This is a genomic window from Wolbachia endosymbiont (group B) of Ablattaria laevigata (assembly GCF_964277395.1).
In the GTDB taxonomy this organism is placed as follows: domain Bacteria; phylum Pseudomonadota; class Alphaproteobacteria; order Rickettsiales; family Anaplasmataceae; genus Wolbachia.
On record NZ_OZ195519.1, the window covers coordinates 887,872 to 909,931 of the forward strand.

Consider the following 22,060-nt stretch of genomic DNA (forward strand, 5'->3'; position numbering starts at 1 on the left):
CATTGTTTAGTACGCAAATTACCACAATGTTCATACAGCTGTATACTGATTTCTTTAATGTCCGTACAGTTGTATGTCAGCTACTCGAATGACAATTTCAGATAAAACCTAGATAAAAGAGAAAAATAAATTTTTACATAATCATACTTGTACAATAACTAAAGCACTTTTTACTGTAGATTAATCATTTGATTATAGTATCATTTTAATTAAGCCTATATTTGCAATGTTTATGAAATATAAAGCATTCTTCATACTATTAATTGTTATATCTAACCTGCTTGCTGCAGAACAGCCTGAAGAAAATAAAAATGAAAGCAGTATAAATCAAGAAGACGTATCGAAAAGCAACACTGATGCTGAAAAAACTTCTCCGCTTCTGAGCGAACTCAAAGAAAGCACAGACCCAACAAATGTAATCAATGAAGAAGTACCTTCAAGTAATCAAACAAACCTACAGTCTGAAGAGGAGACTAATATAAAAGATACCAAAGCTCTAACAAGTCCTTTATCAGAAGAAAAAAAAGAAGAACCTGAAGAGAAGAAAATCAGTCACAATAATCAAACAAACCTACAGCCTGAAGAGGAGATTAGCAAAAAAGACACCGAACTTTCAACAAGCCAATTAACAGAGAAAAAGAAAGAAGAACAGCCTGAAAATATAACACCTGTGAAAAAAGAAAATGAAGAAAGCGAAAAATGGACAAAGCTAAACAAAGAAATAAAAAAACATAAAAGCAAGTCTATATATAAAAGACAATATGATAGCCTAAATGAGCACCTTCCTAAAACTATATTTACTGATGATTACAGTAAGCAATTTTTTTACTGCATCAAGAAGGGCAACTTAATTTGTCTAAGAGGAGTAATAAATAAGCTAGAAAAAATTGGATTAACAATTCAAGAAATACTAAGATTTAGAAATAAATTGGGTGATACTCCTCTAATTTATGCAGTGAAACAAGGTGAAATAGACACAGTTCGCTTTCTCTTATTACAAGGTGCTGATCCTAGAGTAGTTGATAATAATTTTAAGTCCCCTATTGAAATAGCAATCGAAAGGAATCAGATCAACATAATAAACGCAATTGCCGAAATGATGCCATACCTTTTAGAGGATAAAGAAATAAACAATCAAGAAAACTCAGAGATGTATAACTTTGCTATAAAAACAAAAGAAAACACGTGTGATGCAAAAGATAATTAGACTTTTGATATTAATTTTAGTTGGTCATTTATGCTATGGAGATGATGCAATCAATGATTTTTTAAGCGCTCTGCATGATGTAAAATACGTATCTTACAATACAAAAGATTTTGCTAAATTTTTAGTACAGTGTAATAAAGCCAGCATACCACAAGATTTTAAGAAAGGTTTTGGTCCTAATTTAAATGGTGCTAATTTTAGTCAATTGTATTTAAGCAAATCTATTTTTGATGGAGTAAGTTTAATTGGTGCCGATTTTTCTAACACCGATTTATCAGATGTGTCTTTTATCGATGTTGATTTACGTGGTGCCAATTTTTCCAATGCTAATTTACATGGCGTTAAAATAAAAGGCACAAATTTAAGTTTTTCAAAATTTGCTTCTACAAATTTAACAGATATCATATTTGATCAGTCTAATATCAGTTATGCTGATTTTATCAATTCTAATCTCAACAAAGTAAGTATGCGTAATATAATTGGTTTGCATACCAAGTTTTTGAATGTAAAAATGAATTTCTCCAATTTATCAAACTCAAGTGCCAGCTACATCAATTTTAGTGATAGTGAAATAAACGACACTGTTATGCAGAAAAATAATTTCGACAACGCAAGTTTCTTTGGAGTGGATGCACATAAGCTCAAGGTACAATTTTCTTCATTAAAAAATGCTAACATATATGGTGCAGAAATAAAAAAATCGGATTTTACAGGTAGCAATCTTTCAAACGCCTATTTTAATTCTTCCATTATAGTCAACAGTAATTTCGAAAAAGCCAATTTAAGCAATTCACAAATTTCCTATGTGAAAGGGGATAATTCAAACTTCATTAAATCTATACTAAATGGTTCCAAGATAAAACATGCATATGTTTTCGAAGCAGACCTTCAGGATGCTGACTTATCTAATATTGATTTTAGTTTTAGTGAATTGTATAAAGTTAACGCCTATGATGCTAACATTTGTCATGGAAAGTTTCATAATACTAAAGTTGTGAATTCTGACATGAATGGTTCGTTCTTTGACCATTCATTGTTTACCTCTGCAAAAATAGAAGATTCAGATCTTTCCACAACTTCAATGTATAAGACAAAAATTAAAGACTCTCAAATTTATAATAGTACTCTTTCCCACCATAATATGGATTCGAGTGAGATAGAAAATTCAATATTCTTCAAATTATTAGCTGATAATTCGAGCTGGTCTAAGTCAAAAGTCACTAATTCAAACTTTATTGAAAGTGATTTCAAATCCTCCGTGTTTTATGATAATGCCTTTAGAAAGACTAGTTTTTTTCTTAGCAATTTAAGTAATTCAACAGTGAGTGATGTCTCTTTCCTCTCTTCAAGCATATATAAAAGTTCAATTGCTGATATTCATTTAACAGATTGCAAATTTGATAATTCAATTTTGATTGACAATCAAGGACAGACAAAAATTACAAATCTAGAGAATGCCATAACTTCAATTAAAGATCTGCAAGAGAAAATATCGCAGGGCAAAAAATTTGATGTAAATTATTCTTACTTTGAGTTTAAGGATATGAATTTAGAAAATGCTAATTTTTCTAATTCAATATTAAGTAGAGCAAAGTTTGTAAACGTTAATTTGAATAAGGCAAATCTTGAAAAAGCCGATTTACGTTATACTGTCTTTGATAATTCCTCTCTTATTGATGCCAATTTATCAAATTCTAATTTAGAGGGCTCTAGTCTTTTAAACTTTGATTCAAAAAATACAAAGTCTTAAAAAAGCTCTATAATGTACTTGTTAAATAAAGAAAAATGACCGTAAAAAATGAGGGCATACTACTGATTCTATCCTCTCCTTCTGGAGCTGGAAAAACTACTATATCAGAAAAATTACTTGAGCAATCAACTGATTTAGTTATGTCTGTTTCTATGACTACACGCAAACCTCGTCCCGGTGAAGTAAATGGAAAAGACTATTTTTTCGTTACTGAAGAAAAGTTTCATGAACTATGTAAGGCTGGTCAAATGCTTGAATATGCCAAAGTTTTTGAGAATTTTTACGGTATACCAAAAGATTTTATAGAACAAAACCTGAGCAGTGGAATAAGTGTTTTACTGAATATAGATTGGCAAGGAGCATTTCATTTGTTTGAAATCTTAAGAGAAAAAGTTGTAAGTGTTTTTATACTACCTCCCTCAATGGAAGAGCTTAGACTGCGTCTACAAAGGCGTAATAGTGATGATGAAATTGAAATAGAGCGTAGATTAGCCGAAGCGCAAAAAGAGATAAGTAAAAGTAATAAATATGATTACGTAATAATTAATGATGATCTTGATAAAAGCGTAGAAGAGATAAAATCAATACTAAGTAAAGGAATGCTTAAAAAATTAGAAGAAAAATCAAGTTTGAAAGATCTATAAAAACATTGGTTTGTCTCTTTCAGAGCACTCATGCTTCACAGTTTAGCCACATTTATTATTTTTTAAGATAAAATAGTTAAAATAGTAGACAAGTGCTAAAGTAGGGATTTGACTATGACAATAGATTTTCTAATAGAAACTAGTTTTCTGCCTTTTCACCTATATTTCGATAACATCTAGCTCAATTTAAAAGTTTAATACAATTCGTTAACGCCAAATAGCTTTTAATATTGAGGTTTTAATATGAGTATAGATCTAAGTGTATCAGTTACTAATGCAAACAAACTAGATAAATATATAAACAAAAATGAAAAACAAGATAAAAAAGACAAGCAATTGTATAATATTATAGAGAGAAAGGTAAAAAAAGAAAAACATCAGCATAAAAAACCAGGAAGTCGAGATGGAACACTCAAGGAATGTAAAAGGTTATTTAAGGAAGGCGCTAGTCCTGAAGTATTAACTAAATTAGAAGAATCGCTTAGAGAACAGGAAAAATATCACAGATATTATGTCCAATGTTTCCTTCCAGTGCTAGGTGAAGTAATAGAACGATCGAAAAGAATATCAAATGAAACAAAAAAACAAGTAATTTCTGAAGTCACTAAAAGTTGTTTTAGTAGGTACAGCGAACAAGACAGTGGCTACGGTAGCGATTTTGAAGATGAAATAAACGGAATATCAGATTCTGATAGCGATTTTGAAGATGGAATAAACGGAATATCGGATTCTGATAATGACGTTCAATTACTAAATGCAATCCAAAATGGAAACAACAGGAAATTTAGAAAATACCTAAAAGATTGCACAAATGTCAGTGGCATAACAGATGAAAAAGGAAATAATATTTTACACCTTATTGCATCGCTCAAAAAGAAACAAAAGCTTAAGTTTCTAGATAACTTGATAAAAATAGCTAACGAGAAAAATTTAGTACAACTTGTTGATAGTGAAAATCAAGAAGGAAAGACTCCTTTTCAGGTAGCACTAATTAACAAGATAATAAAAGGGAAACATGAGTCTAATACAGTTAGAAGTAGCGATAATACACTTAAGTTTCTTGCAAAATTGTTAAAGTATGGAGCCAAGCTAAGCTTACCTACAGAGGATTTAGAAAAATTATCTAAAAAGCAAAATGAATACTATCTTAAATTTTTAGAGAAATTGGCTGAGCGAAAACCAGAAATAAAAACAAAAGTTGAAGAAGTTATAGCCCATACCATAAATACTCCAGATAGTAATGATAATTATCAACTACATTTAGCAATTAAAGATAAAGATGAAAAATCTTTTAAGGAATTATTGAAAAAAGGAGCAGATATTAACCTTAAAGATGCAAATGGCAATAATGCTTTACACCATATTGCCTTGCTGAGAGGGAAGCAAAAAGTTACATGCTTGAAATTAATATCAGCCTTAGTAAAAGAAAGAAAAATATCTGAAGATAAATTAGATGAATCTATAAAAGCAACTAACAGGCAAGGCAATACACCTCTAGAATTAGCACTAAAGAAAAAAGCAGAAAAAAAAAGTATCGAATACCTATCGCAAGAAACAATTTTTGATTTAGCAACTAATTATGATAATACAACAAAGTTTTGTGCAGCATTATTACAAAACGGTGCTAACCCTGATTCTTTATGGTTAGAAGATCCAGAATTCCATACTAAAAAGTACTATTTAACTTTACGAGATCTAAAAGATTGTTCAAGTACTCCACAGAAAGCACAGGAGAAAGCTAAAGAACTAAAAGAGAAGCTTGAGGAAAAATACCACTGTGGAACTGCTTCGAAAAAATGTCAATCAGGCATTAAAAAGCTAGGTTCTGGTGTAAAAAAAGGAGCATCTGCTGTATGGAAATGCATTGATCCGGGCAGGAGAGCTAGTGTATTGTTAGCAATCACAGTAGCAACTACTATTATTACAATGGTAACACTTTCTTGCTTCCAAGGACAAATTGCAATTGGAGCAGCGTTACCCATCATAGCTATAACAGGAGTGGTGTGTCTGATATTCACTTTGGGACTTAGCGACATTAGGAAGTCTGTTAAGGAATTAACCAACGATAAGCAAAGCCGTAAAGATGATCACCTAGCTGCAAAACAACCTGAAAATATTACTGAACAACAAAATTTAGCTAACAACTCAGCAGAGCAAGAAGTACAAAGATCGTCAGATCAATCAGAGCATACAGAAAGTCCAGCTACTCAAATGAGCAATATATCAATATCACGTCAATTTACAAATATGCTAGATGGATTGACTAATAAATTCTCTTTTCCGGGGCGATGAAATTAATCTCATCGCTCAGAGTTTTTTTAGCAACTTTTTTATAGTCAATTTCTACACTGACTTGGCTTTTCTCTTCTTTAAGCCATGCCATAGTATGTTTCATCCAATTTTTATCATCACGCTCGGGAAAATCTTCACGAGCATGGGCACCTCTGCTTTCCTTACGATTAGCTGCGCATTCCATGGTAATAACCGCTTGTGGAATCATATTTGCAAGCTCCAGTGCTTCAACCAAATCACTATTCCATATCATACTGCGATCTTCAACTGCAATTTTAGGCATCATTTTTGCTACTTCTTTTATAGCTTTTTTACCTTCTTCTAAAACTTCAGCAACACGAAATACTGATGCATATTTCTGCATAGTGTGCTGCATTTCACTGCGTATTTTTGCTACTTTGAGCTCTCCAGAAGCAAATCGCATTTTATTAAATCTATCTACTATCCAGTCTGTGCAGTCTAAATGCAATTTTTTATGTGGTGCATCAGGTTTCAATTTTTCTTTTGCTCTGAGCGCTGCAGCTCTACCAAAAACCACAAGATCAAGAAGCGAGTTAGAGCCAAGTCGATTTGCACCATGTACAGAAACACATGCCGCTTCTCCAATTGCAAACAATCCATCCACTACTTCTTCCTTACCTTCCTTCAGTGTTATCACTTCTCCATGATAGTTGGTTGGAATACCGCCCATGTTGTAGTGAACAGTTGGAATAACAGGTATCGGATCTTTAGTAACATCAACTCCTGCAAAGGTTTTTGCTGTTTCACTAATACCTGGCAATCTGAGTTTGATCACTTCCGGATCAAGATGCGATATATTCAAGTACATGTGATCTTTCTTTGGCCCAACTCCCCTTCCCTCTCTAATTTCAATTGTCATTGCTCGACTTACTACATCACGAGAAGCCAAATCTTTTGCCTTTGGCGCATAACGTTCCATAAACTTCTCACCCTGAGAATTAACGAGGTACCCACCTTCACCGCGGCATCCTTCCGTCATCAAGCACCCTGAGCCATATATTCCTGTTGGATGAAATTGCACAAATTCCATATCTTCAAGTGGCAACCCAGCTCTCACCACCATGCCATTACCATCACCTGTGCAGGTGTGTGCACTTGTTGCAGAGAAATAAACACGTCCATAACCACCTGTTGCTATTACCACAGAATGTGCACGAAATCTATGCAACGTACCATCACACAGCGACCAAGCTATCACCCCACAGCATGTCCCTTTGTCCATAATCAAATCGATTACAAAATATTCGACAAAAAATTCAGCGTTAAATTTAAGACATTGCTGATATAGAGTATGAAGAATTGCATGCCCAGTTTTATCTGCTGCTGCACAAGTACGCTGAGCCGATTTTCCTTTACCAAAGTGAGTTGTCATTCCACCAAAGGCACGCTGATATATTTTTCCATCTTCCGTACGAGAAAAGGGTACACCAAAATTTTCAAGTTCAATCACAGCTTTTGCAGCATTTTTACACATATACTCTATTGCATCTTGATCGCCAAGCCAGTCTGAACCTTTTATTGTGTCATACGCATGCCAGCGCCAATCATCTTCAGCAATGTTGCTCAAGGCTGCACTAATTCCGCCTTGTGCTGCAACTGTATGACTTCGTGTAGGGAAAATTTTAGAAATGCAGGCAACTGAAAAATTAGTTGCAGCCATTCCAAGTGTTGCTCTAAGCCCTGCTCCACCTGCACCTACTATCACCACATCATACTCATGCTCTATGATTTCATACGCTGACTTATCCATATCCACTTATTTTATCATCACAGGCTTATAATATCACAGAAGTAGAAAAAATCTATACAAGTTTTCTGGATGTAAGCTTCTGAAACAAATCTATAGTAAACGATGTAATAACAACCATAGGGTGTTATGAAAGTAGCTGACATTGGAATGACACTATCATAAAGGAATAAGTGTAGTTATTTGCATAACATTGATGACTTATGCCTATTTAATTAGATCTAAAATTAGATAGAAAAAGGTAATCTTGATAAAACTCATTTACAACAAGTTCTCTCGCACTTGAATTTTCCGTTTGCACTTTTTTGTATCCTAATTTATGGCTTATTGAATCTTTATATGAACTAACTGCTTTATATATCTTACTTACCTCTCCTGGAAAGATACCACCAACAATTATAACGCATAACCCTGCAACTGTTGCAAAAGCTAGAGTTAAACTTTGCCTCCAGCTAGCTTTTTTTTCTTGTATACCAGCAGGGCACAATTCACTTGACATTTCTTTTAGATACTCATGCCACATGTGATTGCAGTTTGTACATTTCACTTTTCTTCCAGATTCACCTATTTGCCCACGAGATACTAAGTAAGTTTTAGTACAATTATGACATTGTATTTTCATAGTGCTTACGTATAAAATAATATAAATTTGATATCAATATGTATATAATAAATGAAAAATTTGCAACTAAAAAATTACAAGATGAGATAGAAAATATTTGGAAAGATAAAGAAAAACTTAACCTAAAACACGAAGCAAGATTAATAATCAAAGAGGTAATTGAGTTACTTGACAGTGGTAAAATTAGAGTAGCAGAAAAGCTATCAAGTGGAGAATGGATAGTACATAAGTGGATAAAGCAGTCAATATTATTACATTTCCTCACTGAGGAAAGCAAAATAATAGACAACACCAATTGCTGGTTTGACAAAATCGGTAGTAAGTTTAGTGAATGGAATGAAGAAAAATTTTACCATTCAAAAATTAGAGCAGTTCCTGGGTGTTTTGTCCGCCAATCTGCTTACATAGGTAAAAATGTTGTTCTAATGCCAAGCTTTATCAACGTTGGTGCATACATTGATTCTGGCACAATGATAGACACTTGGTCAACAGTTGGTAGTTGTGCACAAATAGGGAAAAACTGCCATATTTCCGGTGGAGTGGGAATAGGCGGAGTTCTCGAGCCTATTCAAGCTTCTCCAGTCATTATAGAGGATAATTGCTTCATTGGAGCGCGTAGTGAGGTAGCCGAAGGTGTTATAATAAGAGAAGGATCAGTCCTTGGCATGGGTGTGTTTATTGGAGCATCAACAAAAATTATTGACAGAGAAACAAGCAAGGTATTTTATGGTGAAGTACCACCTTACTCTGTAGTTGTATCAGGATCTACTCCACCTAAAAACAACATTTCAACCTATTGCGCAGTTATAGTAAAAAAAGTGGACGAGAAGACGAGATCAAAAACTTCTATAAATGAAATATTGAGAATCTAACTACTTACCGTCACTTTTTTTATCATTATTACTAACTATAGTAATGGCATATGCGCATAATTCTGGAAAAGAGATCCCGTTTTCTTGAGACAGCTTGTATAATTTTTGCAAACTTTCTTTAACTTTATTAGGAATGTTTCCTCCACGCTCCTTTGCAAGCCATGAATCTTGATGGTGAATTGGATGAGTATCACCCTTTGGATTTCCTATATATACTGCAAAAGGTGCATTCTGTCCTTTGAAATCACACTGTACAGTAAATTTTTTTATAGACTCAGCCATTTAAAGACCTCTACTTTTCTTTTTAACCGATTTTATAGAAGATACAAGAGGTGGTTTTTTGATAAAATCTTGCCTATTAAACACACTTTCTTTGCCTTCTAAAGCTCGACGAACATCGGCTCTGCTTAGCTGTGACTCTTTTGCTACCCTCATTCCATGCTTTACCATAATATTAGTATATGCTAACACTTTTTTTACTAACTCTAGATCACCATTCAACATTTGAACCAATGCTTGAAATACCTCCGCTAAAGTTAATCCATCAGCACTTACAACCTTATTTTCTACAAAATTGATAGCTTCTTTAAATTTATATTCAATACCATCATCTTGAGGTATAAGGGTAACATAATCCGTATCTTGATTGTCCATAACCAAAGCAATACTACTCATATGTTTTTAAACTTATATTATATATATAAATACTCCACTATTTTATAGTATGGCACGCTATAGTTAAATGTTTATTAATAATATGCTTACTTATATACACGAATTAATTGATAAAAGCCAAGGATCAATATCCATCAGTAATTTTATGAATGCTGCTCTATATCATAAAGAGTACGGCTATTACATGAATAAATTACCACTTGGCAAAGATGGTGACTTCATTACTGCACCTGAAATTAGTCAGCTATTTGGTGAAACAATTGCAGTGTGGATAATGAATACATGGGAAAAATTAGGAAAGCCATCAAAATTTTCTCTAGTTGAACTTGGACCAGGTAAAGGAACACTCGTTCACGATATAATAAGAGTTACTAAAAAATACAGCTGTTTTTTTAGCTCAATGAACATTCATCTAGTTGAGATAAGCCCTATTTTACAGAAAATACAAAAGGAAAAATTAAAGGGATTAGATATTAATTGGCACACAGATGTCGACAACTTACCAAATCAGCCAACTATTTTTTTTGCAAATGAGTTATTTGACGCCCTTCCAATTGACCAATTTATTTATCGTGATGGGCAGTGGTATGAAAATAGAGTAATAAAACAAGATGATGGCAGTCTTTCATTGTCACTCCAGTGCTTAACCAGACCAAAAACTGGATTCCAGACTGGAATGACAGGGGGTTTCAATGGTGCAGTAGTGGAAGTATGCCTAGCCGGAATCGAAATATTAAAGAAACTTGAGAATAAGATAGTCAATAACGGAGGAGCTGCCCTGATTATAGATTATGGTTATGTATATCCTTCATACAAGAGCACTTTGCAATCGATAAGGCAGCATCAGTATGCTAATTTTCTTGAAAATATTGGTAACAGTGATATTACTGCACTTGTAAACTTTCAAGCATTAAAAGATTCATTAAAATACTTAAATTGTGAGATTTTAACTCAAAGAGAATTTTTATATTTGTTTGGTATAAAGGAAAGAGCGCAAGCTTTAATGGAAAATGCAAGTAATGAACAGAAGAATAAGATCTTCAGTGAATTTTTAAGGTTAACTGAAAATATGGGTACTCTCTTTAAGGTAATGCTGATTCACCATTTGTAGTCTTGTGTAGTTCTTATGTTAAACATACAAATACTAAAAAATTTACAGAATAAAAAAGGTAAAAAAAACGTATCTGTTCAGCAGAGTAGCAAAATAAGATAGACAGATAAGACTATCATAGGAACAAATAGGTGTCATGCAAGTAGCTGACACTGGCATGACAACAAAAAAGTTACTCAAATGACACCCTTTTGATGCACAATTTTTGGTGCATCACGTACTGATTTTCATCCAAGACGATGTCATGCAAGTAGCTGACACTGGCATCCAGCCTTTTCGCGCAAAAAACGTTGTAAAGTGTTTACCAACTTAGTTGGATCCCAGCTGGAATGACACTTGGTTATGCAAGAAATCTATTGTCAAAAAATTACTTCCGCATATTTTGAATCTGATTATAATGACAATTAGAGATATTTTAAGAGCTCAAAATCTATCTTTGTCTGCAGACTTTCAGTTAACTTTTCAATAAAAAACGTAGCGTATCTTTTTCAGCGGTCTGTCATATGTGCGCTGCATTTTTTTCTAATCTTTTTATACAGGAGGATTTTATGTCCAGAATTCCAGATACTTGACCTTTACTTTAGCTAATAACAGGCGCCTGTGATTTTTATAAAGAAAGTGTAGGAAAAACTGTTTCCAGGCATAAATTTGCCATGTATACCTAAAAAGTAATTATATTAGCATAATATTCATACTTATATGCTAATATTAATATTCTTTGAATTGAAGAATATTATGGAACAACAAGCATCAAACAAAGATATAGGGATTAAATTTAGACAGGATCAATGTAAGCAGAAATGCTATATACCCCAGTTATGGATTATCCGAGTCAATAAAGCTTAGAAATAGAGGGCTTTTTCGACTGCATGGAATACGAAATTGATGTTGAAAAAAATATGTACCAAAAAATTTATGTGGGATCTATGCCGAAGCTCAAATTGCATGACACCATTTATTTTTATGGTTTTGTCTATTTTATTTTGCCACTCTGCTAAACGGATACATTTAATTCCATTTTTATCGAGCAGATAATTGTCATATATTAGCTTAGTTCTCCTGTTATACTTAAATATAAATCAGCATAGCCCTAATTTTTTTATATATTTTACTTCTTTCTCTATATTTAATAATAGGCTTGAAAATAAATGGTAAACCTATAATTGTTAAGCTTAGAGCTAGGATTGAAAGTACACAAAAGGCTTTGTGTTTACTATGTAGCTCTTTCAAGTAAAGCATCAAAAACCTACAAAATTTTTTGTAATTTTCTTCAATATTTTTTTTGCTATGAGCCTTGTCAATAAACATATCTATTGCAGTATAATCATTACTACAATTAATTGCCCCTTTTTCTATTAATAGCTGAGCTATATCAAAATAATCCTTTTGAATAGTAAGATGCAGAGGTGTAAAACCTTGTTGATCACAAATATTCATATTGGCTTTTACTGCTAACAACATTCTTACAATTTCTACATGGCCTTTTTTAGCTGCAAGTAGCAGAGGAGTTCTGTTGCATCTAGTGACGGCATTAACGTTTACCTTAAGCTCCAATAAGAACTTAACTGCTTTAGTATCACCATTATAGCTAGCTTTATGTAACCTGGTGTTACCGCTACAATCTTGGTCATCTGCTTCTATTCCCTTTGAAACAAGAAATGTTACCATTTGCCTATTATTATGCTTAATAGCGCAATCCAGTGCATCAAAACCATGTTTATTTTTTGTGCAAATAAACTCTTTTAACTTAGCTTTTGCTTGCTTTACAATAAGCTTTACCAGTTGCATTTTGTTGTCATATGCTGCTAGAAAAAGCGTAGTATTATTTTCTGCATCTTTTGCTTCTATGTTTGCACCTTTCTTTATCAGATATTCTATAATCTCTGCTCTACTTTCATAATGTGTAGTACATTGATAAATGGTCAAAAATAAAGGAGTACGAAAGTTATTATCTTCACATTCAAGATTTGCTCCGCTATCAATTAAAATCTGGACGCTCTTTTTAGAACCGTATAATGAAGCTATGTGAAGAGGAGTATAGCCTTCCTCAGCATCTTTTTCATTAACTTTTGCGCCTTTTGTTATTAAAAAATCCATTAATTCTGTGTCATCTTGTAGTGTAGCAAGGTGAAGTGGAGTAAATCCATTTTTATCTCTAGAATTAATTGTCAATTGATTAACAAGAAGTTTAGCAATTTTTTTGTGTCCATGCATAATAGCATAATGCAGTGGATTTCTATTTTCATTGTCCACAACATTAAAGTCAGCTTCGTGCTCTAATAATGATTTTACTCTAACTAAATCGCCTTCTTTTGTAAACTTATGCAAGAGAGTGACTCCGCTTACATCTTTTGAGTTAATATCAAATCCACTTTCTACCAATTGATGTATGTCTTCCTCACACGCCATACCATTTTAATTAAACCCTTTTCGCATTAACAATACTCCCACTTAATTAAGTTTGAATGAATCTGTAAGAGATATATCACAATTTATTGAAGTTACTAAATTCCGATATATTAAAGTCCACAATTTCCTGAATAAAGCCCTGACGATATTTTGCACACATCCATCTGCACACGCTCTCCAGGTACTTTACAGTTATAACGCTTGACCTGTTTGCGATAATGACGTTTAACATGCAGAAGACTTACATCATGTTTTTTGAAAATTTTGTGTATAGTAGCCAATGACAAGGATAAATCATATAGACGTCTTAACTCGGTTTGAATACGCCTTGCCCCTAGCTTTCTAGTTTGTCTTAGATGAAGAATAAGCTGCTCATCTGATTCATTGATCTTTTGCACAGGTGAAGTTTTAGGCTTACTACTGAGATCTACTAATCCTTTTTCACCTAACTCTTCATAACGTTTGTACCATTTGCGTAAGGTAAAACGTGAAACACCATAATGCTGACATACCTTTCTTGCATGACCCAACTCTTTGTATAGTTTTATCCAACTCAGACGTAGTTTAACCCTAGATTAACTAATTTATCCTTTGCAATTGTAATAAGGTCTATAAACTACTGCAAATCCAAATTTCTATTTGATCTTACATTCTTATTGTAATAACCTCTATGGATCACACAGCATTAGTCGTGTATCTGAACAGATACTTTTGTACATGGATCAGCTTTATGTGTATCAATTCTGTCTACTTCAAGTTTCCAGCAAAACTACTTTCTAATGTATTGCTTTCAATCAAGTTCTTTGTTAAGCTCACTGTTAGTGGATGTTCAATTATCTTAACATAAAAATCAAGGCAGCTTTAGGTATAAATACGAGTAACTCGTATAAGTAAAGAGGCTATAAGAAGTTTCTTACCATTCTATTCAAACGGGTTTTAAACTTTTGAAATGTCATGACATTGTTGATACGTTTGTCAAGAAACGACAGGGTATCTGCAAAATCTTCTGAATAATCATTGATAAAAAAAAGTATCGTACTTAAGTACACTCCAGCTAATATTGCTCTTTTTGTATAGTAGTTAAAATCTGTTGATTGATCATGAATGCCATACCAAATCGTGCTAACAGTTCTGTACAAGAGTTTACTAGAAAAGTATGCATTTTTTGGTAATATAGAGAATGATAAAACGTTTTTTAAAAACTCTCTGTAATTTTGTAACTTAGCATAGTTTGAAAGGCGTATTTGGACAGCTAACTTTATCCGCTCTCTTACCTTCATATCTTCTAAATTGGAATTCCAAAGTTCAGTTTCCATTGAGCTATTTAAGTCCTCTGCTATGTACTCCAAAGCACTATATATTCCATTTTGAAATTTACAAAAACTATTGGCTAGGTTAAGGTTCATGCACACTTTCAATAAGGTTGCATCACTTATTCCTTCAAATGGAATAACCTTAATCAGCTCATCTACTATTAACTTTTGTTCCATACAATATTATACTAAACATCACATATAATTGTACCTGAGATTTTCAAACATTCTGCAAAATGCTTCACCGCGCTCTTCAAAATTTTTCCACTGATCAAAAGAAGAACATGCAGGAGAAAGTAATATCGCTACTTCTTCTTTGCTATTTATGGCCTCTTCAAAAGCCAGTTTAAATGCGTTTTCTAGATTATAGCACTTCATATAATCTATTTTGTTCTCCATAATGTTTGCAAAAACTTCAGTTGATTCTCCAATAAGAAAAGCTTTTCTAATCTTGGTGAAATGCTTGCTTAATGATTCTATTCCGCCTTTTTTGCTTTTTCCGCCAACAATCCAATATATGTTTTTATAAGATAAAATTGCCTTTTCGGTCGATTCTGAATTGGTTGCTTTGCTATCGTTGATAAAAAGTACATTATGTATTTTGCCAAGAAATTCATTTCTGTGTCTTAGCCCTGGAAAGGATTTGATTTCATTGACAATAGTGCTGCTATCTACTCCAAGTAACTTGCACACAGCGTGTGCAGCTACTATATTTTCTACATTGGATACTAGGTTTATTTTCACGTCGCTTACTGATAAGCTATGATTCTCTAGTTTCCCAGTGCCTAGGCACTGGGATGACAAAGAGGGTGACATCGAAGCTGAAATTGGAATTTTGTTCCCAGTGAATTTATTGAATACATCAGCGGTAATTTTGTTATCACATCCTATCACGGCAATCTTGCTACTGTTTATCAGTTTTAATTTAGTTGCTATGTAGTTATTCATACTTCCATGTCTATCTATGTGGTCTGGTGTGATGTTTAGCAATACAGAAATGTCTACATTAATTTTATTTATTAGCTCCAATTGAAAAGAGGAGAATTCAATTACATAAATTTCTGCATCTCTTTCTAAATCCAAAATAGGCACACCTAAATTCCCGCCAATAGCTACTTTTTTCCCTGTGGATTTTAATATGTGCCCTATTAGTGACGTGGTGGTTGATTTGCCATTTGTTCCGGTGATGCCTACAACCTTCTGGCTTGTAGTTTTAGTTTCGAGAAATAGCTCAATGTCTGATTTTATTTTGCAGTCAAAGCTTCTTGCAAGTTTTACTACCCAATGCGTTGGTATTGGCACTCCAGGGCTCAAAATTAGTGTGCTTATCTCATGCCAATTATACTCATTGGGATGAGTAAAGTTACACTCTTTATATATCTTTTTTGCATTTGCTATTTGCTCTTTATTATCATCCCATGCATATATTTTTGCACTGCTTTTTGTTAGAGCATTAATAACGGACAAACCAGTTTTACCAAGGCCGAAAACCGCAACACTTTGATTTTTGTATTTGTTTAGTTGCACTTCTAGATAACTTATGCGAACCATTTTATAAAGATATAATACAAATTATAATGACTTCTTCCATAGTTTTTGGCAGTGCTTAACTTTATTGTCACAACCTTAGCCAATAGAAAACTCCTTGACACATTTTGCCAACTCCCTTACCATTACAATAAGAGTATTTATCCTTTAGAATTAATTAAGAGAAAGTTTTTTCTCGACTTGTTGTATAATTTGATAAAAGTGATCAAAATCTAAGCTTGCACTACCAATTAAAACTCCCAATAGATTTGGAATACTGAGCAAGTTTCCTATATTTTCTGAGCTGACTGAGCCACCATATATAATGTGTTTTTTACCAGTACACAATTTTATTATCTCTATCACCTCAGCAATTGCGTCATTATTTGGCACATTTCCTGTTCCTATTGCCCATATCGGTTCGTATGCTATGGTATATTCACCTTGTGTTGGCAAACGGTTTTTGCATTGATATTCTATTACTTCTTTTGTTTTTTTATTTTTATAATCTTCTGAGTTTTCACCTACACAGATGATTGGGTGTAATCCTGATTCTATTGCTGTTTTCGATTTAAGTTTTATTTCACTATCTTTTTCATGAGCCCTTTCAGAATGTCCAAGTATTACGTAACTACATCCTAGTTCCTTCAACATTCCTGCACTAATTTCACCTGTGTAAGAACCGAACTCTTTATGATGGCAATTCTGTCCTCCTATTTTAATATTATTGTTCAACTCTATACTGCTTGGAAATGATGTAAAAGGAGGGCAAATTACTAATTTAGAGGTAATTTCGTTGCTCTTGTTGTTAAGTTTGCCTATAAAGTCAACAAATGAAGAACGTGTTCCATTCATTTTCCAATTTGCTACTATTAAAAAGGACATCAACTTTACTTGTATGGATAAGAGTGCCGGCTGTCGGACTTGAACTGACAACCTACTGATTACAAGTCAGTTGCTCTACCAATTGAGCTAAGCCGGCATTAAATACACTGACAATATACAATTATTGATGAATTTTCGTCAACTAATTTTTAAAAAACTGCATAATAAGATTATATGAGAAAATTTTTACTGAAGCCAAAAAAGAGTCTAGGGCAAAATTTTATTTTATCGAATGAGATAACAAAAAGAATAGTTGCCTTAGCTGGTAGCCTGAAAGATTTTAATGTTATTGAAGTTGGTCCTGGATATGGTGCGTTAACCAGGGAAATATTGGCGTATAATCCAAAGTTTCTACTTTCTATAGAAAAAGATAGTAGTTTAGTGAAACATCACGAACAATTGCTAAATGAGCATCAGGGAAAATATAGAATTATAGAAGCAGATGCACTTAATGTTGTAGAAAAAGAGCTGGTAGAATGTCCAGTCAAAGTCATTGCTAACTTGCCTTACAATATCTCAGTAGCGTTATTTTTAAAGTGGTTAAATAATATAAAATTTTTTACGAATTTGACGTTAATGTTCCAAAAGGAGGTAGCAGAGCGTATTACAGCAGAACCTAATTCTAAGGATTATGGTTCCCTATCAGTGCTAAGCCAGTTACTATGCGACATAAAAAAGGAATTTGATATTGAACCTAAGGAATTTTTTCCAAGACCAAAAGTATATTCTTCAGTAATTACAGTAAAACCTTTACCCACTCCAAGATTTGCAGTAAATTTAGAAACCTTAACAAAGCTAACACGTGCTGTGTTCGCTCAAAGAAGAAAGATGCTGAGAAATAGCTTGCAAAGTATAACTAGTGATGTCTCAACTATTCTTGAGAATGCTAAACTGAGTGGAGACGAACGTCCAGAAAGCTTAACTATTGAGCAGTTCTGTTTGCTAGCAAATAATGTAATTTTGCGATAAATATATTAGGAGCTACATCCCTCTTCTATCCTATTTTGATCTAAAAATAGCTGGAGCCAGGCTAATTTTGCAAAAGCTCTATTGCAATTTCATTAATTGGCGTATAAGCTTTAAATAAAGCATATGAAAAAAATGGAAGCTTGTTATTCGTTTGACGATGTACTTCTCTTACCGGCCTATTCTGATGTATTGCCTCGTGATGCAGACACAAGAACTTATCTAACAAATAATATAGAACTAAATATCCCTCTCATATCCTCTGCAATGGACACTGTCACTGAATCAGGCTTTGCAATAGCTATTGCCCAACATGGTGGAATAGGTTGCATACATAAGAATTTATCAATAGATGAACAAGTGTTAGAAGTAAGAAGGGTGAAAAAATATGAAAGCTGGATCGTGTATAACCCAATTACAATTTCCCCAGATAAAACAGTTGCAGAAGCAGTTTCATTAATGAGAGAGTATAATTATTCCGGCATTCCTGTAGTTGATCAACGCAAGTTAGTGGGAATTTTAACTAATCGAGATGTGAGGTTTATTGAAGACCAGAACATGAATATAAAAGTTTCCGAGGTAATGACAAAAGATAAGTTAGTAACAGTTCGAGAGCAGGCAGTAAACAGCGCCTCAGCAATGAAATTGTTGCATGCAAATAGAATAGAGAAGCTTTTGGTTGTTGATGAAAATTCTTGTTGCATAGGTCTAATCACAGTTAAAGACATCGAAAAATACAATAGATATCCAAATTCATGTAAAGACAGTAAAGGTCGACTCAGAGTTGCCGCTGCAATTGGTACTGGTAAAAAAGATGGTATAGAAAGATGTGAAGCTTTGATCGGAGAGGAAGTCGATGTGGTTATTGTAGATACCGCTCACGGTCATTCCGAGAACGTTATCAGCACTATTAAGGAAATAAAAAAGATGTATCCGAATACGCAATTAATCGGCGGAAATATTACAACAAAGGAGGCTGCTGAAGCGTTGATTGATGCTGGTGTTGATGCAGTAAAGGTTGGAATAGGGCCCGGATCAATTTGTACTACCAGAATAGTTACAGGTGTTGGTATGCCGCAATTCTCTGCAATCAAGAATGTTGCAGAGGTGTGTAGAGCAAAAAACGTCAGACTAATTGCTGATGGTGGAATAAAATATTCGGGAGATGTTGCAAAAGCTATTGCAGCTGGTGCTGATACTGTGATGATAGGTTCAATCTTTGCTGGTACTGAGGAAAGCCCAGGTGAGATTATCATGTATAAGGGTAGAGCATATAAGGAATATCGAGGAATGGGATCTATTAGTGCAATGAAACGAGGGTCAGCTAGCCGTTATTTTCAAGATTCAAAACTTGATTTAGTCCCACAAGGAGTAGAAGCAAGAGTTCCTTTTAAAGGTCCAGCTTCAGGAGTGATCTGTCAGTTAATTGGTGGGTTGCAAGCTGCAATGGGTTACACTGGCAACCGTAATATAGAAGAGATGAAAAAAAACTGCAAATTTGTCACTATTACTTCATCAGGGTTAAGAGAAAGTCATGCTCATGATATAATCATTACACAGGAAGCTCCAAATTACGCTTACCAAGCATCTAATTTATCATCTGATTCAGAGTAAATACAATCCCCTTTTGAGGGTGTCATTTCAACACTGGTACACAATTGTATAAACATAGCTTTTTTGCTCCATCAGAATTGGCTTACTTTTAGTGATTCATGGAGTTAAAAAAGTCAGCATTGCTCTTTGTTAAAAGTAGTTTGTCACGTAAAAACTCCATTGCTTCAACAGACCCCATAGGATTAAGTATCCTACGCAATACCCATATTTTATTTAGTATGGCCTTATCAACTAATAGCTCTTCCTTCCTTGTTCCGGATTTTGTAATATCAATAGCAGGGAATATACGTTTATCAGCAAGTTTTCTATCTAGTATAATTTCAGCATTACCTGTGCCTTTAAACTCTTCAAAAATAACATCATCCATTTTTGAACCAGTTTCTATAAGGGCTGTAGCGATGATTGTCAAAGAACCACCATTTTCAATATTACGAGCTGCTCCAAAAAAGCGTTTTGGTCTTTGCAGCGCATTTGAATCTACACCGCCGGTTAGAACCTTTCCAGACGAAGGAATGACTGCATTATAAGCACGTGCAAGACGAGTTATAGAATCAAGCAAAATCACTACATCTTTTTTGTGTTCAACCATTCTTTTAGCTTTTTCTATTACTATTTCAGCAAGTTGGACATGACGGTAGGCAGGTTCATCAAATGTAGAGCTTACCACTTCACCCTTTACAGAGCGTATCATATCTGTCACCTCTTCGGGTCTTTCATCTATAAGTAATACTATTAGTTCTATTTCAGGATGATTTGTAGCTATAGAGTGAGCCATTTGCTGAAGCAATATCGTTTTTCCTGTACGAGGTGGAGCAACTATCAATGCTCTTTGTCCTTTTCCAAGAGGTGTAACTATATCTACAGCACGCATGTTTATATCTTTTTTATTATCTCCGCTACTATTGTTTTCAAGGATGAGGCTTTTTTCAGGATAAAGTGGAAGCAAATTATCAAAATGTACGTACTTTCTTAATTCACTGATTTCAGTAGAGTTTATACTGTGAACCTTAGTTAAAGTAAAATATCTTTCCTTATCACCAGGTGGCCTTATTTCTCCACATGCCATATCTCCTGTACGTAAATTAAACTTCTTTATTTGGCCATTGGAAATATAAACATCATCGGTACTTGGAGCATAATTTGCACTTGATGAACGTAAGAAACCAAAACCATCAGGCAATATTTCCACTACTCCACTTCCTGTGGTTATGCCTCCTTCTTCACTCATTTTCTTCATTAAACTGAATATCATTTCCTGTTTTAGCATCCTGCCATTGCCTTTACCACTAGTTGAAATTTTTCTTTCTTCAGCTAGCTCTAACAATTCTTCTGCTGTTTTCTCTTTCAATTCGCTCAGGTCCAACGTTTTCTTGTTTTTTTCAGCACCTTCACTGGTCATTTGTTTTACTGCGTCAGCATTATGAATTTGTTCGCTTTTTTCAGGTTGACCTACAACCTCTCCTTTTGCTAAGACATCTTCATTGATTGTTGTCATAATCCTCCAAAAATTTTAATTGATGCTTACTAACCTAAAATGTGAGTATAAAACAATAAATTAGGCTGAGCTAGTTTTTAGTGCGTATTTAGACTTAATTATTATTAAACTAGATACTTTACTTACATTATACTGATAAAAACTAACAAGTCAAGTCAATTTAATATTAACAAAGTACAAGAATTTGAGAATCATCAATAGCTATTATTTATATTTTTTAATCTTTGTTTCTTCTCTTCTTCTACTTTCGCTTTTTCTACTTCCGCTTCTAAATTTTCCTGGCTACATAAACCAAGTAGTACAGGATCTTGAGGTTTGATATTGAGTATGTTATGATGAGATCCATCTCTTACCTGCTCAACTGTGTAATTTGTTGTACTAACTAGCTTAGCTATCACATTATTGTTCAAGATAGGAAATTTTTTTACCAAATAATAAATCGCATTAGGTTTATCTCTACGCCTTGCTGTGGAAGCAAAGGCAAGAAAGCTAATCGTCTTTGCCCTTTTTTTCATATTTTTTATAATCAAATTTGGTACACGATTTGGATTTTTTTTGCAATTATCGATTTCTTTTTCAGTAATTATTTCAGAAATAATAGGGTCATACTTTTCAACTTCTATTTCCTCATCAGCTATGTCTTGTACTTTTTCAAGGGATAACTTGCAACATTGTGCTATTTGATCAAAAGTTAAGCTAGTGTTATCAACCAACCAAGCAGCTACTTGCATGAGAAATTGTTCATTTCTATCTTTATTGTCTTTAGAAGATTCCATTGACATCGAAAAAACATCTCCCATTTTAATATTCCTTTACTGTTATAGAAATAAAATATAAACCATTAAAACTAAAAAAGCATTAACTTTGTCATCCAATGGCTTTTTGGTTTATATTTCTTATCTCTTAGAAC

The 22,060-nt window shown here is 33.6% G+C and carries 18 protein-coding genes, 1 tRNA gene and 1 pseudogene; 8 read left to right on the plus strand and 12 right to left on the minus strand.

Annotated elements, in window-relative coordinates; all coding sequences use genetic code 11:
* Positions 1 to 232 precede the first annotated feature (232 nt).
* From ACICP1_RS04170 to ACICP1_RS04185, 4 genes are all read left to right on the plus strand, one after another.
* A complete protein-coding gene (locus ACICP1_RS04170) occupies positions 233 to 1,207 on the plus strand; it encodes an ankyrin repeat domain-containing protein (protein WP_395461137.1) in 975 nt (324 codons plus the stop codon).
* Positions 1,191 to 2,957, plus strand: a complete 1,767-nt coding sequence (locus ACICP1_RS04175) for a pentapeptide repeat-containing protein (protein ID WP_264683087.1) — start codon at positions 1,191 to 1,193, stop codon at positions 2,955 to 2,957. Before ACICP1_RS04170 ends, ACICP1_RS04175 begins: the two co-directional genes overlap by 17 nt.
* 35 nt (positions 2,958 to 2,992) lie before the next feature.
* Complete coding sequence (gene gmk / locus ACICP1_RS04180; protein ID WP_010406904.1) at positions 2,993 to 3,601, plus strand: guanylate kinase; 609 nt, start codon at positions 2,993 to 2,995, stop codon at positions 3,599 to 3,601.
* A gap of 243 nt (positions 3,602 to 3,844) precedes the next feature.
* The gene (locus ACICP1_RS04185) at positions 3,845 to 5,893 is read left to right on the plus strand and encodes an ankyrin repeat domain-containing protein (protein ID WP_395461138.1); all 2,049 of its coding nucleotides are present in this window, start codon (positions 3,845 to 3,847) and stop codon (positions 5,891 to 5,893) included.
* Here ACICP1_RS04185 and sdhA read toward each other — a convergent pair.
* Positions 5,865 to 7,664: a succinate dehydrogenase flavoprotein subunit gene (sdhA, locus tag ACICP1_RS04190; protein ID WP_264374968.1), complete on the minus strand. Its 1,800-nt coding sequence runs from the start codon at positions 7,662 to 7,664 to the stop codon at positions 5,865 to 5,867. The genes ACICP1_RS04185 and sdhA overlap by 29 nt on opposite strands.
* Positions 7,665 to 7,872: 208 nt before the next feature.
* Positions 7,873 to 8,283 (minus strand): zinc-ribbon domain-containing protein, encoded by a 411-nt coding sequence (locus ACICP1_RS04195; protein ID WP_264374967.1) that lies wholly within the window; start codon positions 8,281 to 8,283, stop codon positions 7,873 to 7,875.
* A gap of 38 nt (positions 8,284 to 8,321) precedes the next feature.
* On the opposite strand from ACICP1_RS04195, the gene dapD reads away from it, so the two are divergent.
* Positions 8,322 to 9,155, plus strand: coding sequence for a 2,3,4,5-tetrahydropyridine-2,6-dicarboxylate N-succinyltransferase (dapD, locus tag ACICP1_RS04200; protein WP_265014680.1), 834 nt, complete (start codon positions 8,322 to 8,324; stop codon positions 9,153 to 9,155).
* Here the strand turns inward: dapD and ACICP1_RS04205 are convergent, their stop codons facing one another.
* Entirely contained in the window at positions 9,156 to 9,437 is a 282-nt protein-coding gene (locus ACICP1_RS04205) for a DUF2610 domain-containing protein (protein ID WP_007302102.1), read from the minus strand.
* Positions 9,438 to 9,830, minus strand: coding sequence for a hypothetical protein (locus ACICP1_RS04210; protein ID WP_264374965.1), 393 nt, complete (start codon positions 9,828 to 9,830; stop codon positions 9,438 to 9,440).
* A gap of 82 nt (positions 9,831 to 9,912) precedes the next feature.
* Here ACICP1_RS04210 and ACICP1_RS04215 point away from each other — a divergent pair, with 82 nt between their 5' ends.
* Positions 9,913 to 10,941 (plus strand): class I SAM-dependent methyltransferase, encoded by a 1,029-nt coding sequence (locus ACICP1_RS04215; RefSeq protein WP_395461311.1) that lies wholly within the window; start codon positions 9,913 to 9,915, stop codon positions 10,939 to 10,941.
* A 1,068-nt stretch (positions 10,942 to 12,009) separates the two neighbouring features.
* Here the strand turns inward: ACICP1_RS04215 and ACICP1_RS04220 are convergent.
* The 6 genes and pseudogenes from ACICP1_RS04220 to ACICP1_RS04245 all read right to left on the minus strand — a co-directional run bounded on the left by ACICP1_RS04220 (position 12,010) and on the right by ACICP1_RS04245 (position 17,172).
* Positions 12,010 to 13,350, minus strand: coding sequence for an ankyrin repeat domain-containing protein (locus tag ACICP1_RS04220; protein WP_395461139.1), 1,341 nt, complete (start codon positions 13,348 to 13,350; stop codon positions 12,010 to 12,012).
* A 110-nt stretch (positions 13,351 to 13,460) separates the two neighbouring features.
* Positions 13,461 to 13,910: pseudogene (locus ACICP1_RS04225) on the minus strand (helix-turn-helix domain-containing protein); the annotation flags it as partial.
* 339 nt (positions 13,911 to 14,249) lie between these two features.
* A complete protein-coding gene (locus ACICP1_RS04230; protein ID WP_395461140.1) occupies positions 14,250 to 14,840 on the minus strand; it encodes a COQ9 family protein in 591 nt (196 codons plus the stop codon).
* An 18-nt stretch (positions 14,841 to 14,858) separates the two neighbouring features.
* A complete protein-coding gene (gene murD, locus ACICP1_RS04235) occupies positions 14,859 to 16,214 on the minus strand; it encodes a UDP-N-acetylmuramoyl-L-alanine--D-glutamate ligase (RefSeq protein ID WP_395461141.1) in 1,356 nt (451 codons plus the stop codon).
* 150 nt (positions 16,215 to 16,364) lie between these two features.
* Positions 16,365 to 17,075 carry a triosephosphate isomerase gene (locus ACICP1_RS04240; RefSeq protein ID WP_341815426.1) on the minus strand — a complete coding sequence of 237 codons (711 nt, stop codon included), beginning with the start codon at positions 17,073 to 17,075 and terminating at the stop codon, positions 16,365 to 16,367.
* Between the two features lie 24 nt (positions 17,076 to 17,099).
* Positions 17,100 to 17,172 (minus strand) — tRNA-Thr (locus tag ACICP1_RS04245).
* 77 nt (positions 17,173 to 17,249) lie between these two features.
* Here ACICP1_RS04245 and rsmA point away from each other — a divergent pair.
* Complete coding sequence (gene rsmA / locus ACICP1_RS04250; RefSeq protein ID WP_264374959.1) at positions 17,250 to 18,044, plus strand: 16S rRNA (adenine(1518)-N(6)/adenine(1519)-N(6))-dimethyltransferase RsmA; 795 nt, start codon at positions 17,250 to 17,252, stop codon at positions 18,042 to 18,044.
* Between the two features lie 123 nt (positions 18,045 to 18,167).
* Positions 18,168 to 19,655 (plus strand): IMP dehydrogenase, encoded by a 1,488-nt coding sequence (gene guaB, locus ACICP1_RS04255; protein WP_010402276.1) that lies wholly within the window; start codon positions 18,168 to 18,170, stop codon positions 19,653 to 19,655.
* An 88-nt stretch (positions 19,656 to 19,743) separates the two neighbouring features.
* Here the strand turns inward: guaB and rho are convergent, their stop codons facing one another.
* Together rho and ACICP1_RS04265 are read right to left on the minus strand one after the other, a co-directional pair.
* Positions 19,744 to 21,150 carry a transcription termination factor Rho gene (rho, locus tag ACICP1_RS04260; protein ID WP_264378026.1) on the minus strand — a complete coding sequence of 469 codons (1,407 nt, stop codon included), beginning with the start codon at positions 21,148 to 21,150 and terminating at the stop codon, positions 19,744 to 19,746.
* Between the two features lie 194 nt (positions 21,151 to 21,344).
* Positions 21,345 to 21,950: a cell cycle transcriptional regulator TrcR gene (locus ACICP1_RS04265; RefSeq protein ID WP_064086031.1), complete on the minus strand. Its 606-nt coding sequence runs from the start codon at positions 21,948 to 21,950 to the stop codon at positions 21,345 to 21,347.
* Between the last annotated feature and the right edge of the window lie 110 nt (positions 21,951 to 22,060).

What these genes read in the sequence shown, in the direction of transcription:
- ACICP1_RS04170 (WP_395461137.1), top strand. Translation starts at nt 233, where the DNA reads ATGAAATATAAAGCATTCTTCATACTATTAATTGTTATATCTAACCTG.
- ACICP1_RS04175 (WP_264683087.1), top strand. Translation starts at nt 1,191, where the DNA reads ATGCAAAAGATAATTAGACTTTTGATATTAATTTTAGTTGGTCATTTA.
- gmk (WP_010406904.1), top strand. Translation starts at nt 2,993, where the DNA reads ATGACCGTAAAAAATGAGGGCATACTACTGATTCTATCCTCTCCTTCT.
- ACICP1_RS04185 (WP_395461138.1), top strand. Translation starts at nt 3,845, where the DNA reads ATGAGTATAGATCTAAGTGTATCAGTTACTAATGCAAACAAACTAGAT.
- sdhA (WP_264374968.1), bottom strand. Translation starts at nt 7,664, where the DNA reads ATGGATAAGTCAGCGTATGAAATCATAGAGCATGAGTATGATGTGGTG.
- ACICP1_RS04195 (WP_264374967.1), bottom strand. Translation starts at nt 8,283, where the DNA reads ATGAAAATACAATGTCATAATTGTACTAAAACTTACTTAGTATCTCGT.
- dapD (WP_265014680.1), top strand. Translation starts at nt 8,322, where the DNA reads ATGTATATAATAAATGAAAAATTTGCAACTAAAAAATTACAAGATGAG.
- ACICP1_RS04205 (WP_007302102.1), bottom strand. Translation starts at nt 9,437, where the DNA reads ATGGCTGAGTCTATAAAAAAATTTACTGTACAGTGTGATTTCAAAGGA.
- ACICP1_RS04210 (WP_264374965.1), bottom strand. Translation starts at nt 9,830, where the DNA reads ATGAGTAGTATTGCTTTGGTTATGGACAATCAAGATACGGATTATGTT.
- ACICP1_RS04215 (WP_395461311.1), top strand. Translation starts at nt 9,913, where the DNA reads ATGCTTACTTATATACACGAATTAATTGATAAAAGCCAAGGATCAATA.
- ACICP1_RS04220 (WP_395461139.1), bottom strand. Translation starts at nt 13,350, where the DNA reads ATGGCGTGTGAGGAAGACATACATCAATTGGTAGAAAGTGGATTTGAT.
- ACICP1_RS04230 (WP_395461140.1), bottom strand. Translation starts at nt 14,840, where the DNA reads ATGGAACAAAAGTTAATAGTAGATGAGCTGATTAAGGTTATTCCATTT.
- murD (WP_395461141.1), bottom strand. Translation starts at nt 16,214, where the DNA reads ATGGTTCGCATAAGTTATCTAGAAGTGCAACTAAACAAATACAAAAAT.
- ACICP1_RS04240 (WP_341815426.1), bottom strand. Translation starts at nt 17,075, where the DNA reads ATGTCCTTTTTAATAGTAGCAAATTGGAAAATGAATGGAACACGTTCT.
- rsmA (WP_264374959.1), top strand. Translation starts at nt 17,250, where the DNA reads ATGAGAAAATTTTTACTGAAGCCAAAAAAGAGTCTAGGGCAAAATTTT.
- guaB (WP_010402276.1), top strand. Translation starts at nt 18,168, where the DNA reads ATGAAAAAAATGGAAGCTTGTTATTCGTTTGACGATGTACTTCTCTTA.
- rho (WP_264378026.1), bottom strand. Translation starts at nt 21,150, where the DNA reads ATGACAACAATCAATGAAGATGTCTTAGCAAAAGGAGAGGTTGTAGGT.
- ACICP1_RS04265 (WP_064086031.1), bottom strand. Translation starts at nt 21,950, where the DNA reads ATGGGAGATGTTTTTTCGATGTCAATGGAATCTTCTAAAGACAATAAA.